Here is a 12,582-nt window from a genome sequence, read left to right on the forward strand (position 1 = left end):
AGAATTTGGAAGATTTAAGCATCATTCAAATGTTTTCGATTTGCCTTCGTAAAGAGGAAACGGGCGCTCGTAAATCCTTTGGTATTACACCGAAGGCTCTTGATCATTTGAAAACTAAGCATTTAGAGAATAATGGGGTTGATTATCAAAAAACCATATTCGAGACGATCAAGTTCCTATCTGACTTAAAACTCCATGGACCGGATATGCTGCCTTTTGGATACTTGTTATTTCCTCTTACTCATTACTTTCACAAAAATAGCTCACCTAATCGGCAGAGTGCAAAACAGTGGTTTTGGAGAACGGCATTTGGCACTGAGGATTTTCGTCGAGCTGAAGATGTGTATGACTATTGCACCGATTTTTTTGACAAGCTCGAGCGGGGAGAAAAACCTGCCCTCCGGCAACTTCAGCTTTCCAAAACAAAACTTGTGCTGGCAAGCTACAATTACCGAAGCGCATTAAGCCGTGCGGTACTCGCATTCCTTGCCAAACAGAACCCTCTTGATTTCTCCGATCCGGACGCTGAAGTTCTCGATAGAGTTTATCTCCTGCTATCTCAGGTCCCGAATTTGCATCACATTTATCCTCGGAATTTCTTGCAGGACATAGAAGGTTTGCCTAAAGATATAGAGATAGACAGCTTAATGAATATTTGTTACCTGCGTGCGAAAACCAACATTAAGATAGGTGACAATAATCCGTTATACTATTTCAGGGAATTTGAGAACGCGAATTTTAATAGGATACTCGACTCACACTTAATTCCAAGAGAGTTTATAGAGAAAGAAGAGTTCAAGCCAGAGGATTACAGGGCTTTCCTTTATGCTAGGGCTGAATTATTCTGTCAGAAACTCCAATGTGAATTGCCTGATGTAGATGTGAAGATCATAGATTGACAAGGAGAAAGTCCGCATGAACAAATCCTTGAAAGACGCCTTGACTAGTTCTTACGCCGCCAGGGCGCGGTTTTTTTATACGCAGATAGATGGTGCGAGATGGCGGAAATTACGCGACAAGATTAAAGCCTTATCTCCTCTTGAGAGGGGTTCTTACGCAAAACCAACAGGTGCTAGTGAGAGGTCATGGCAAGCTGCTCAGAATAGTAACCAAGATCCTGCGTTAGTTTTCTGTTACCCTGAGGTTATTGAAAAAGACCCTGATTTGGTTGAGTATTACAGACTTGCTGCAGCCATTTCTCAAAAGGGTCTCAGTCAGTTGCTTAAAGAAGAAAAGCATACGCCAACGGCGATATCGCTGGTGCTGAACGGAATAATCAGCGACCTTGTTGAATCCATACCGGATGAGTTTTTAGGCAAGATGGAGGATGTCGCTCTTGCCGAGTTGGGGACAGAGGTTCAAGGAGGTTGGGTAAATAAGATTGGAGTCGGTACTGCGAAATTGGTCAGGGAGATGATACTTGAATATGCAATGGGGCGCGGTTATATTAAAAGTGAACTGAAAGGGAAGGGAAAGCGTGGTATCTATGTCAAACTCGCTAACAATTGGTCTATAATCTTTGCCGATGAGCCTGATGTTTCGATTCGAGACGATAACGACACGTTGCAGTCAGCTATCGAAATCAAAGGGAGCATGGATGTTGCAGGCGCACAGACGCGATATGGAGAGGCTAAAAAATCCTTTGGCAAGGCCTTGAAGGAAAACCCCCGCTGCGAGACCGTATATCTCTGCAGTTGCCTGACGCCAGCTGTAGCCAGACAGATTGAAGAAGACGGTCAGGTCAGGAAGACGTTCATCCTTCCAGAAATTCTTAGTGATGAAAAGAAGAGGCAGCAATTCCTGGAAGAGCTTTTCAAGTATATAATCCGAATTTAGTTTTTTATCGGGGTCCCCAAAAGTTTACTCTGTAAGCTTTTGGAGTATCTTGTTGACACCTCCCCCTTCCCCCGTATAATTCACCAATCTAGGAGCAAATTCATGGATAAGAAAACACCGTTCTACGATAAGTTGGTGGCAGCCGGCGGTCGCATGGTTTCCTTCGCCGGATACCAGATGCCCGTTCAGTTTGAAGGTCTTATAGCCGAACACCAGAAGGTTAGGGAAAGCGTCGGGGTTTTTGATGTTTCCCATATGGGCAGAGTGGCGGTAAAGGGCAAGGATGCACTTTCGTTCCTCAATCACCTGGTGACGAACGACGTAGCCACGCTCGAACTCTACCAGGCGCTCTACTCTCCCATGTGCTACCCCGACGGAGGCATCGTGGACGATCTTCTCATCTACCGCTTTCCCGATCTCTATCTTGTGGTAATCAACGCGGCGAACAACTCGAAGGATCAGGCATGGATGAAGGAGAATGCGAAGGGCTTCGAGGTCGAAATAATTGACAGAACCGACATCGTAGCGCAGCTTGCGGTGCAGGGGCCGAAATCGGAGCAGGTACTGCAGAGACTCACATCCGCAAACCTTGCGTCCATAGGTTTCTATAGGGGGATTGAGGCTGAGCTTGCCGGAGAAAAGATGTTTATTGCACGCACCGGCTACACCGGCGAGGACGGATTCGAGCTTTATTTCTACGCCGATAAAGCCGAAAAGGTCTGGGACAGGCTCTTCGAGGCGGGAAAGCCCGAAGGCATAACGCCAATCGGTCTCGGCGCGCGCGACACTCTCCGCTTAGAAATGAAGTACGCCCTTTACGGCAACGACATAGACCAGACAACTAATCCAGTTGAAGCAGGTCTCTCATGGGTCGTTAAATTCGACAAGCCCGAGTTCATAGCCAAGGATGCGCTCGTAAAAGTCAAGGAAGAAAAACCTGCACGCCGCCTTATCTGTCTCGAGATGACCGGTTCAGGCATTCCCAGACAGCACGACGCGGTTCTTTCCGGCTCGGAGGGGGTAGGCGAGGTTACATCCGGAACCATCTCGCCGTCTCTCCGTAAAGGGATAGCCATGGCATACGTCAAGAGCGCTTTCACGAAAGAAGGCACGGAACTTTTAATCGCAACGAGGCGCGGACACGAAAAGGCTGTAGTAGTCAAACCGCCTTTTTACAAGAACGCCTCGCACAAGTGAAATTCGTAGGAGGAAAAAATGGCAAACGTCCTTGAAGGACTACGTTACTCAAACACTCACGAATGGGTAAAGGTAGAGGGCAGCACCGCAGTCATCGGGATTACGGATTTTGCTCAGGGAGAGCTTTCCGATATCGTAATGATAGAGCTTCCGCAATCTGGGCGTGAAGTTAAAGCAGGCGATTCTATAGGTGTAATTGAAGCGGTAAAAGCGGTTTCCGATTTCTATTCTCCTGTATCCGGGAAAATAACAGAAGTGAACTCCGTTCTTTCATCCGCTCCTGAGACAGTCAACAAGGACGCCTATGGTGCGGGATGGATAGTCAAGCTTGAATTGACCAATCAATCTGAGATAGATAGTCTGATGGATGCCAAATCCTATGGCGAGTTCATTCTGACGGCAGGGCATTAATGGCTTCTTTTGTCTCCAATACCCCTGAAGATATTCGAAAGATGCTTTCGACAATCGGGGTGGAGAAGTTCGAAGACCTTCTGTCAGAAATTCCAGAGAATCTGCGAATAAAAGGAGGATTGAAACTCCCTGCAGCACTATCGGAATTTGAAGCCGAAAAACTTTTAACGAAGATAGCGGGGCGTAACTATGATCCTGCAAAATTCGTTTCATTCATCGGCGCTGGAGTATACGATCACGTTATTCCGTCTCTCGTCGATTACGTAATCTCAAGACCTGAGTTTTACACCGCTTACACGCCATATCAGCCTGAAGTAAGCCAGGGTACCCTCACCTCCATCTACGAATACCAGTCACTTATTACCGAACTCATGGATATGAGCGTGTCCAATGCGTCTGTATACGACTTAGGCTCTGCTCTTGGCGAAGCAGTTCATATGGCAAGAGATATTACCATGCGTCACCGCATACTTGTTTCTGAAACGCTGCATCCGTATCATACAGAGGTAATACGCACTTATGCTTCAGGCTTGGATATTCCAGTTGAAATGCTGCCCTCAAAAGAAGGTCTTTTGGATATTCTGGCGCTTGATGAAGCGCTCAGTAATGAAGACGTCGCGGCCGTGATAATCTCCCATCCTAATTTCTTCGGGATGTTGGAATCGGTCTACGAAATATCCGATAAGGTGCATTCTGCCGGGGCTTTTCTCGTTGTTTCTGTTGACCCAATATCGCTTGGCATTCTCTCTCCCCCAGGCTCATATTCAGCTGATATTGCGGTTTCAGAAGGTCAGTCCCTTGGACTTTCTCAAGGTTTTGGTGGTCCATATCTAGGTGTTTTTACGTGCAAGAAGGATTTTATAAGACGTCTGCCTGGACGTCTTATAGGACGTACCGTCGATGCCGAGGGTAAACCCGGGTTCGTGATGACGCTGCAAACCCGTGAGCAACATATCCGACGCGAGAAAGCCACCTCGAATATTTGTACCAATGAAGCTCTTTGCGCCCTAGCCGCTACAGTATTCCTCTCTGTCATAGGAAAACAAGGAATCAAGGATATGGCAAATCTCTCTTTGCAAAAAGCCCACTATCTCTCTGAAAGAATAGAAAAACTTTCCGGTTTCGAGATCGCTTTCAGGGGCTCATTCTTCAAAGAGTTTGCCGTAAGAACCAAAAAACCGGCAAGTAAGATTGTTGAATCGGCTGCAGAAAAGGGTTTCCTCGCAGGAGTCGACCTGGGTCGTTTCAAGGATGATTGGTCTGACCTTCTTCTTGTTGCCGTTACGGAGAAGCGTACAAAGCAAGAGATTGATTCTTTTGTAGATGTTCTTGCTTCTATCGCCTAAGTTTTTTCGAAATAGTTTTCCTCGTTGTATATATTGGAAGACGAAACCATAAATGCATCTTGAGCGTCTTTTCATTATAGTTGAATTAAGGAGGAAAGCATGAAAATCCTGCCTCTGCTTTTAGTAATGCTTTTTATGGCATGTCCCGGAGATAACATGAGCGATTCTTACAGTCTGCCCGAGCCTTTGAAGACGGATCGACCAATTGAAGAATGTCTTTCAAAGAGAAGGTCTGTCCGTTTTTTCAGCGAAGATACCTTAACCCCTGAACAGGTATCGACTCTACTTTGGGCTGCGCAGGGAATAACGGATGAGAAACGTGGATTCAGAACCGCTCCATCCGCTGGTGCTACCTATCCGTTGGAGGTTTATCTTGTTGCGCCGCACGGAATCTTCCAATACAATCCTCAGGAGCATTCACTTTCTCTCAAAAAAGCTGGGGACTACCGTCCAGAGCTTGAAAAAGCATGCCTAGGACAGCCGAGTGTTGGTAAAGCGTACATATCTATAATTTTAACGGCTGTTACAGGTAGAACCTCTTCCAAATACGGAGAGCGCGCTATGCGCTATATCTGGCTTGAGGCCGGGCACTCCGCTCAGAATGTCTTACTGGAAGCTACTGCCTTGGGACTAGGCGCCGTGCCCGTAGGCGCATTTAATGATGATGCCGTATCAAAACTTCTGGAACTGGATTCTTTTACAAGCAATTCCATACCTTTATACGTAATACCCGTAGGTGTTCCCTTAAAAAAGTAAGCATCTGGCTGTTAATGAATTCATTTCCAACTCAAAAGAATCTTCTTGAGCATGCCTCAGAATACTGCTGATCTTCCTCTTCATTCCGGTCGCGCACCGCGGTGGCTTTTTGAGAGAATGGTCAAACTCTCTAAGGTTATCATAGACTTCATCTTTACAGAGTTCAGTCCAACAGAGCTCTTCAAACGCCTGACGGATCCGTTCTGGTTTCAGAGTCTTGGTTGCGTGCTTGGATTCGACTGGCACTCCTCCGGATTAACCACTACCACTTGTGGAGCGCTAAAAATGGCGCTTAATGATATGGGTGATGCGTCCGGTGTATTTGCCGCAGGCGGAAAGGGAAACGCTTCCAGGAAGATACCATCCGAGATCACCAGTACAGCTCTGAGGAAAGGCTTTTTGCCTGATGATTTTATCTATGCAAGCCGGATGGCTGCCAAAGTCGATTCTGCCGGACTTCAGGACGGTTATCAGGTTTACCATCAGTTATTTCTCTACATTCCATCACAGTCTGAATGGGTAGCAATAGATCAGGGTATGAACCCAGAAATGGGGTGGGCACGCAGGTATCACTGGTCTAGAGCGACGCTTCCTTCCTTTATCCTTGATCCCCATGCCGCAATTGAAGGCAGAAGGGGACTTGATGTTCTTAACATGGTCAGCTCCAAGAGTTCAAATGCGCAAAAACGTTCGGTTGAGGTCGCATCAACTCCTCTTTTATTCCGTAAGGAGTATGAGAAAATCCAAAGCCTGAGGCTTCCAGAGAGACACATGATAAACCTTTCTGATTTGGATTCAAAAAGAATCAGCAGAGTGTTTCTTTCTACCTTTGAAAAACCGCCGCGTGATTTTGAGCATCTGCTATCCATGCCAGGCGTTGGTCCTGCGAGCGTACGAGCATTAGCTTTGGTTTCACAGATAATTTTTGGGGATGAGCCTTCTTATGAAGATCCGGTAAGCTTTTCTTTCGCACACGGAGGAAAGGATGGCGTCCCTTTCCCTGTAAATCGAGAAGTTTACGATCACACCATATCTTACTTTGCGGATGCATTAAAGAAATCCAAGCTTGGGGCGAATGAGGAAACCTCCGCTCTAAGAAGGCTTTCGCGATGGCTTGAGGAGGTCAGCCTTGCCAAGACCTAGACGCAGAACAGACATACCAGAGGCTATGATTTCAAGATTCAAAGACATGGGGCTCCAACTTGATGAATTCCTGCCGGCTCTTTTGAGACCGCCTTCTCAAACACTAAGACTTAATACTCTTAAAGCAAGTCGTGAGGGGATACTTGAATCTCTATCTTATCTCGACATCGTCGAAGCGCCATGGAATGACCTCGTATTTCGAGTCAGGAGCCATTCAAAACTCGGCAATCTGCTTGAGCATTTCCTGGGGCTAATATATGTTCAGGACAGTTCTTCGACTATGCCTGTGACGGTCCTCGATCCTCAACCAGGGGAAACAATACTGGATATTGCCGCGGCGCCAGGGTCCAAAACAACCCAGATTGCGGCAGCGATGAAGAACACGGGTGTTCTTGTAGCGAATGATGCAAACGGAAAACGTATTCCGGCATTGACATCCAATTTAGACCGTTCCGGAGTACTCAACACAGTGGTTACTAACATACCTGGACAGTCTTTTGGCTATATGAAACCGGAAACGTTCGATAGAATTCTTGTTGATGCTCCATGTACGTCTGAAGGAACCTTATCTCGCTCGCTGAGCGCACTTGAGATATGGAGCGATGGTACGGTAGAGCGGCTATCGTATCTTCAAAAAAAACTAATACTCTCGGCCTACTACTCTTTAAAAGCTGGCGGAACAATAGTTTACTCTACGTGCACATTTGAGCCCGAGGAGAACGAAGGGGTGATATGCCATTTGCTTAAGCATTTTCCGGAAGCGCAGGTTGAACCGGTTGTGCTTGAAGGTGTTCCTTTAAGAAAGGGATACACTTCTTGGAGAGGTGAAGAATATGACCAACGCAGCGCAAATGTGGCAAGGGTTTTTCCGCATGAGCATGACGGAGAGGGCTTTTGCATTGCAAAAATCCTTAAACCTTTATGAACGAAATAGAGATATTTCTTTCGTCTCTAGAAGAGCGGTTTGGCATTCAGAGAGAATGCTTTCATAAATATCATCTCTTTTCAAGATCAAATGATATTTGGTGCGTTACGAAAGAGGCTTCGGATGTAGAATTTAAGCATGTAATCAGAAGGGGAATACGCATTGCCAGGGTATTTCCGCACAGCGTCCGCCCTACAACGAATGCCATTCAAATTTTTGGGCATCTTGTCAGCAAGAATAGTCTTGAGCTTGACGAGAAGGCTACAAGGCTTTTTCTCGCCGGAAAAACAGTGGATGTAAAGCCTCTAGCAGGCATTACTGATGGGTTCGTTGTAGCATTCTATAAGCATTATGCCTTAGGCGTAGGTCTTTTGAAGGGTTCGAAGCTCAAAAGCCAAGTTCCAAGGTCCCGCAGAGTTTTGGATAGTAAGGAAATAGTCAACCATAGGATTGAAAATTAGGTTGACAATCAGAAGGTTTTAGGTAACATATACGATTAATTTAAGGAGGAAAAAATAAATGCCAGTACCGAAAAGAAGACATTCGAATACGAGAACGCGTAAACGCAGAACTCATTGGAAGCTCAATGCCCCGGCAATTAGTTTGTGCCCTCAATGCAAGCAACCTAAACAGCCACACAGGGTATGTACAAACTGCGGTTTCTACGGTGACCAGGAAGTAATATTAGTCGAGAGCAAGAGTAAAAAGAAGTGAAAATTGCGCTTGACGCAATGGGAAGTGATGCGGCACCGACTTCGGAGGTAGAAGGAAGCATTGCTGCTTTGGAGCGTGAGGGTGACCTTGAGATAGTGCTTATAGGAGACAAAAAGGCATTAGGACCTTTTAGAAAAGATATTGAGAAAGCAAAAAGAATAAGCATTGTTGAGTCTCGGCAAGTTATTGGAATGCATGAGTCCCCTAGTGAAGTTTTGCGAACAAAGACGGATTCGAGCATTGCTGAAGGAATGGTTCTCCTTAAGCAAAGCAAGGCAGATGCCTTTGTAAGTGCTGGTAATACCGGTGCTGTTGCTGCCTTTTCAATCTTCACCCTCGGAAGAATAAAAGGGATAGAACGTCCTGCTCTGGGTGCTATCTTTCCAACGCCAAAAGGACAGGTTCTCACTCTTGATGTTGGTGCAAACGTAGACCCTAAGCCTATTCATTTAGTTCGATACGCTGTTATGGGTAGAATTATGGTTGAAAGGGTATACCATGTAAATGAACCTCGAGTAGGTTTGTTAAATGTCGGTCACGAGGAAGGAAAGGGTGATAAACTATCGCAAGAAGCCTTTAATCTTCTTTCTTCAGCCCCGATAAAGTTCGTTGGAAATATCGAAGGGTCTGATGTTTTTCGTGATGTGGCGGATGTAATAGTAACGGATGGGTTTACCGGCAACATTATGCTTAAATTTGGAGAAGGCATGGGTGCAGCCGTTCTTAACATTCTCAAAGAAACAGCTAAACGATACCGATGGAGAAGCTGGTTTTCAAAGAAGGTTTTCAAAGATTTCATTGAAGGGTTAAACTATGAAAAAGCGGGTGGAGCGATACTTCTCGGAGTCGATAAACCAGTTATAGTCTCACACGGTCGTTCTACTCCGCGTGCAATCAAAAATGCTCTGAGACTAGCGTCTTTTGCCGTACGTGAAGGAGTTGTTGATGCTATTAAAAATGAACTCGGCAATTAAAACCATTTCCTTTCTTTTGTTCATGTTTTTCTTGGGTAGTTGTGAAGAAGGGCCATTTGGTTTTAACATGTTGGGCAGAGGTGAACTTGAATTAAAAGAAGTTATTCTTGAAGCGGATAGCATGGCTTTTTTTGGCAAACAAATCTCCCTTGGTAAATCCGTTACCCTAATCGGCGGACGGGATTCGCTGACCGAAATGCGTATCCTTTTTTCCGTGGACGGTTTTGATTCCATTGCGGTTTTCGATTCGGTAAAACTAATGATTTTTCGCTACAGAAGCGATACCCTTAAACAATCAAATGTGGTTTTTAGATTATATCCGTTGACTTCAGAATGGAACGAGGATGGATGCACATGGGTCCTTGCCGATGCTTATACCAAGTGGCTTAAACAAGGTGGAGATTTCGATTCCAGTAAGCTTATTGCTGAAATAAACATTGAAAAGGATACGACTTCATTAATGCTTGACTCAAGCAAGTTATCATTATATCGCAAGGGTTTTGTGCTCATTCCTCAAAACGATGGATTTGTATATTTGGGTTCATCCCAGGATGTATCCAGTTCTGATTCAATGTATAAGCCCCAGCTTTGGGGATTCCGGGAAGAGGATACCATAAGATTTGAAAATTCTGAAGAAAAGACTTACTACGCCAAGATAAACGACGCATGCATTATAAAACCGTACGAACCACCCAATCTGGATACGTTGATTGGTTCTGCCTACTCATGGAGAGTGTTTGTCCATTTTCCTCTAGATACACTCAGAGGGTTGATAAACATTACATCTGCGGATTTACAGGTCGGGTATAACAACTACTTTTCGCCTGAAGACTCTCTCTACTTCAATTGTTATTGCCTTTCAAACCAGTACGAAGGCAGGTTCAGCGAGACAGAGCCTGTTGTGTGGGGCAGAAGCGCTGTTGAATCAAAAGAGCATTCATTGTCTTTTTCTGTTACGGAATTGATTCAGTATTGGGTAGACGCACCTGATTCAAATTTCGGACTCCTGCTTTCTCATTCTTATCTTTCTTATAATCCAAATCCGTCAAATCAGTCGCTCAGTCAGGACAATCGTATTTACGCCCTCGGACGTATCACAGGCGTTCCGAAACTCGTTATCACATACACCGATCCACCTGAAGGTCGATTTAAGGGAGGAGATCAATGAAAGGAATAAAACTGTACATTGTCCTGCTGCTGCCTTTGAATTACTTGTTTTCCTTTTCTATATTCAATTCGAGGGGGCTGGGAGGTTACGAGCCTCCATCTGAATTTCTCCGAATACAACCTCGGTCACAAACAATACTTAAGGCTGATTTCTTGACGGAATATGTTCATGCAACAGAACCCTCAGCATCCAAAGACGCTTTCTTGGCAAGACCTTACGAGTTCGGATTTTTTTTCCCCTTGCCCGGTCGATTTGGTTTGTCATTGGGCATTATGGAAAGGTACAATCTTGATTTTGAAGTCGAGAGCGATTCTATAGAGTCCGATGACTACACCCTCATTCGCCGGATTGCTAGTCGGGGCGGAATAGAAAGCTTTAGAATATCAATCGACAAAAGCTTATTTAATTTGATATACTTGGGTGCAGGCTACGAAAGGCTGCTTGGCGGAGCCTGGGAGAGATGGGATTCCGAGATTCTTAAGCTTGAAGGCGATTCGGTTATCTATCAGGAAGCGACTGTGGATTCGCTGTTGTACCACTTTGGAGGCAACGGATTCTGGGGTATTGCAGGCATTCATCTTGGGAAGCTTGATGTCCGAGGTTTTTATGGGTATCCTCTTGACATAAAGGTTCTTACTGAAGTCCAGACAAACCGCGATACATCCGTAATAGATTCCGCTTTCTATGTTCCGCCGGCTGAGTTCGGAGGGATAGTTTCATGGGCCACTCCGAAATACTCAATATCAGCATCTTACATTCAACAGAGTGGAGGGACCCCTTCAGGGCTTGCTTTTGTTCCCTCTCACACCCTGGAGTTAAACTCGAGTTTCGCACTCAAACCGTTTTCGTTGACTGCAAAAGCCGGGTGGATGTCGTGGTATACGACAACCGTCGACTCCTTGCCGATAAACGACTTTTATCTAGGCGTAGGATCTCGAATTCCCATTCAATCTTTCGGTTTCGGCAACGTTGAGCTTAACAGCGGTATCCGAACTGGCGGAGATATAACCGAGTATCACGTAGGTTTGAAGCTTGGACTTGAGTTTACAGAATTATGGAAGAAGCGAGAGAGGATGTGGGGTGGTTAAGGAGAATCTTTTAAGGGTCAAGGAACGAATCGCAGATGCGTGTGCAAGGGTCGGTCGCAGCCCTCAGGAAGTGCAAATTGTCGCTGTTACGAAAACGCATCCCGTGAGTTTGATAAAAGAGGCCGCCGAAGCCGGCGTAAGCATAATTGGGGAGAACCGCGTCCAAGAAGCGGCGGAGAAATTTGCTGAAGTTGGAAAACTTGTAGAATGGCATCTTGTAGGGCATCTGCAGCGAAACAAAGTCAAAAAAGCTCTTGAAATCTTCTCGATGATACACAGTCTTGACTCGATTAGCCTTGCGGATGAGATTGAGAAAGAGAGCGCGGCTATAGAAAAGTTGACTCCTTGTCTTGTAGAGGTAAATACGTCTGGTGAGGAGTCAAAATTCGGAGTTGAACCTGATAAGCTTGCCGGACTGGTGGCTCCAGTCTTAAAGTATGAACACATCAAGCTTGTCGGGCTTATGACTGTTGGTCCTTTAACGGAAGATAAAGAGAGAATTCGTTCAAGCTTCAGGCTTCTGCACGAACTGCGGAACCGGGCGGAAAATGTCTTTGGTTGTTATCTTCCGCACCTTTCGATGGGGATGAGCGACGATTTCGAGACCGCAATAGAGGAGGGTGCTACGATGGTGCGGCTCGGTAGGGTAATATTCGGGCCGCGAATAAGGTAAATTAGGTATTGACAACACGTACATAAATCAGTATAGTGCGTGAAATTATGCGCCGGGGTAGCTCAGTTGGTAGAGCACGGGTCTGAAAAACCCGGTGTCCGCAGTTCGATTCTGCGCCCCGGCATGCTTGACAAGTCGCGGTCAACGCGTATAGTTAAGTAATAAATAAATAAAAAAACAAAGTTAAGTCAAACCATCCTATGCCCAAAGGAGGGAAATGATGAAGAAGATTCTTCTTCTTACCGTCCTTCTTGCTACTATTGCCCTCGCGCAAAATTTTACTTTCGAGGGCATCCCGAATCCGGCAACTGTCGGACAAAAGTATGACATCACAATAACTGCAACTGAAAA

General features: G+C 45.5%; 14 protein-coding genes and 1 tRNA gene. All 15 read left to right on the forward strand.

Annotated elements, in window-relative coordinates; all coding sequences use genetic code 11:
• On the forward strand, positions 1-899 hold an 899-nt coding region (locus GX441_11420; protein ID NLI99252.1), incomplete at its 5' end, for a hypothetical protein.
• Between the two features lie 16 nt (positions 900-915).
• Positions 916-1,836, forward strand: coding sequence for an XcyI family restriction endonuclease (locus GX441_11425; protein NLI99253.1), 921 nt, complete (start codon positions 916-918; stop codon positions 1,834-1,836).
• Positions 1,837-1,938: 102 nt separating this feature from the next.
• Complete coding sequence (gene gcvT / locus GX441_11430; GenBank protein NLI99254.1) at positions 1,939-3,033, forward strand: glycine cleavage system aminomethyltransferase GcvT; 1,095 nt, start codon at positions 1,939-1,941, stop codon at positions 3,031-3,033.
• Between the two features lie 18 nt (positions 3,034-3,051).
• Positions 3,052-3,444: a glycine cleavage system protein GcvH gene (gene gcvH, locus GX441_11435; GenBank protein NLI99255.1), complete on the forward strand. Its 393-nt coding sequence runs from the start codon at positions 3,052-3,054 to the stop codon at positions 3,442-3,444.
• Complete coding sequence (locus GX441_11440; protein NLI99256.1) at positions 3,444-4,790, forward strand: aminomethyl-transferring glycine dehydrogenase subunit GcvPA; 1,347 nt, start codon at positions 3,444-3,446, stop codon at positions 4,788-4,790. Before gcvH ends, GX441_11440 begins: the two co-directional genes overlap by 1 nt.
• Before the next feature lie 135 nt (positions 4,791-4,925).
• Positions 4,926-5,546 (forward strand): SagB/ThcOx family dehydrogenase, encoded by a 621-nt coding sequence (locus GX441_11445; protein ID NLI99257.1) that lies wholly within the window; start codon positions 4,926-4,928, stop codon positions 5,544-5,546.
• A 51-nt stretch (positions 5,547-5,597) separates the two neighbouring features.
• Positions 5,598-6,689 carry a DUF763 domain-containing protein gene (locus tag GX441_11450; protein ID NLI99258.1) on the forward strand — a complete coding sequence of 364 codons (1,092 nt, stop codon included), beginning with the start codon at positions 5,598-5,600 and terminating at the stop codon, positions 6,687-6,689.
• A complete protein-coding gene (locus tag GX441_11455) occupies positions 6,676-7,614 on the forward strand; it encodes an RsmB/NOP family class I SAM-dependent RNA methyltransferase (GenBank protein ID NLI99259.1) in 939 nt (312 codons plus the stop codon). Before GX441_11450 ends, GX441_11455 begins: the two co-directional genes overlap by 14 nt.
• Complete coding sequence (locus tag GX441_11460; protein ID NLI99260.1) at positions 7,611-8,075, forward strand: hypothetical protein; 465 nt, start codon at positions 7,611-7,613, stop codon at positions 8,073-8,075. The genes GX441_11455 and GX441_11460 overlap by 4 nt, the downstream gene beginning before the upstream one ends.
• A 58-nt stretch (positions 8,076-8,133) precedes the next feature.
• Entirely contained in the window at positions 8,134-8,328 is a 195-nt protein-coding gene (gene rpmF, locus GX441_11465) for a 50S ribosomal protein L32 (protein NLI99261.1), read from the forward strand.
• The gene (plsX, locus tag GX441_11470) at positions 8,325-9,302 is read left to right on the forward strand and encodes a phosphate acyltransferase PlsX (GenBank protein NLI99262.1); all 978 of its coding nucleotides are present in this window, start codon (positions 8,325-8,327) and stop codon (positions 9,300-9,302) included. Before rpmF ends, plsX begins: the two co-directional genes overlap by 4 nt.
• Before the next feature lie 121 nt (positions 9,303-9,423).
• Positions 9,424-10,470, forward strand: coding sequence for a hypothetical protein (locus GX441_11475; GenBank protein ID NLI99263.1), 1,047 nt, complete (start codon positions 9,424-9,426; stop codon positions 10,468-10,470).
• A gap of 272 nt (positions 10,471-10,742) precedes the next feature.
• Positions 10,743-11,558: a hypothetical protein gene (locus GX441_11480; protein NLI99264.1), complete on the forward strand. Its 816-nt coding sequence runs from the start codon at positions 10,743-10,745 to the stop codon at positions 11,556-11,558.
• Positions 11,551-12,231, forward strand: coding sequence for a YggS family pyridoxal phosphate-dependent enzyme (locus GX441_11485; protein NLI99265.1), 681 nt, complete (start codon positions 11,551-11,553; stop codon positions 12,229-12,231). Before GX441_11480 ends, GX441_11485 begins: the two co-directional genes overlap by 8 nt.
• 51 nt (positions 12,232-12,282) lie before the next feature.
• Positions 12,283-12,355 (forward strand) — tRNA-Phe (locus GX441_11490).
• The last annotated feature ends 227 nt before the right edge of the window (positions 12,356-12,582 follow it).

The sequence above is a fragment of the bacterium genome (assembly GCA_012517375.1).
Taxonomy (GTDB): Bacteria; Hydrothermota; Tepidihabitantia; order B3-TA06; family B3-TA06; genus JAAYVC01.

Coding starts and splice junctions, on each gene's coding strand:
- GX441_11425 (NLI99253.1), top strand. CDS start 916: ATGAACAAATCCTTGAAAGACGCCTTGACTAGTTCTTACGCCGCCAGG.
- gcvT (NLI99254.1), top strand. CDS start 1,939: ATGGATAAGAAAACACCGTTCTACGATAAGTTGGTGGCAGCCGGCGGT.
- gcvH (NLI99255.1), top strand. CDS start 3,052: ATGGCAAACGTCCTTGAAGGACTACGTTACTCAAACACTCACGAATGG.
- GX441_11440 (NLI99256.1), top strand. CDS start 3,444: ATGGCTTCTTTTGTCTCCAATACCCCTGAAGATATTCGAAAGATGCTT.
- GX441_11445 (NLI99257.1), top strand. CDS start 4,926: ATGGCATGTCCCGGAGATAACATGAGCGATTCTTACAGTCTGCCCGAG.
- GX441_11450 (NLI99258.1), top strand. CDS start 5,598: ATGCCTCAGAATACTGCTGATCTTCCTCTTCATTCCGGTCGCGCACCG.
- GX441_11460 (NLI99260.1), top strand. CDS start 7,611: ATGAACGAAATAGAGATATTTCTTTCGTCTCTAGAAGAGCGGTTTGGC.
- rpmF (NLI99261.1), top strand. CDS start 8,134: ATGCCAGTACCGAAAAGAAGACATTCGAATACGAGAACGCGTAAACGC.
- GX441_11475 (NLI99263.1), top strand. CDS start 9,424: ATGGCTTTTTTTGGCAAACAAATCTCCCTTGGTAAATCCGTTACCCTA.
- GX441_11480 (NLI99264.1), top strand. CDS start 10,743: ATGGAAAGGTACAATCTTGATTTTGAAGTCGAGAGCGATTCTATAGAG.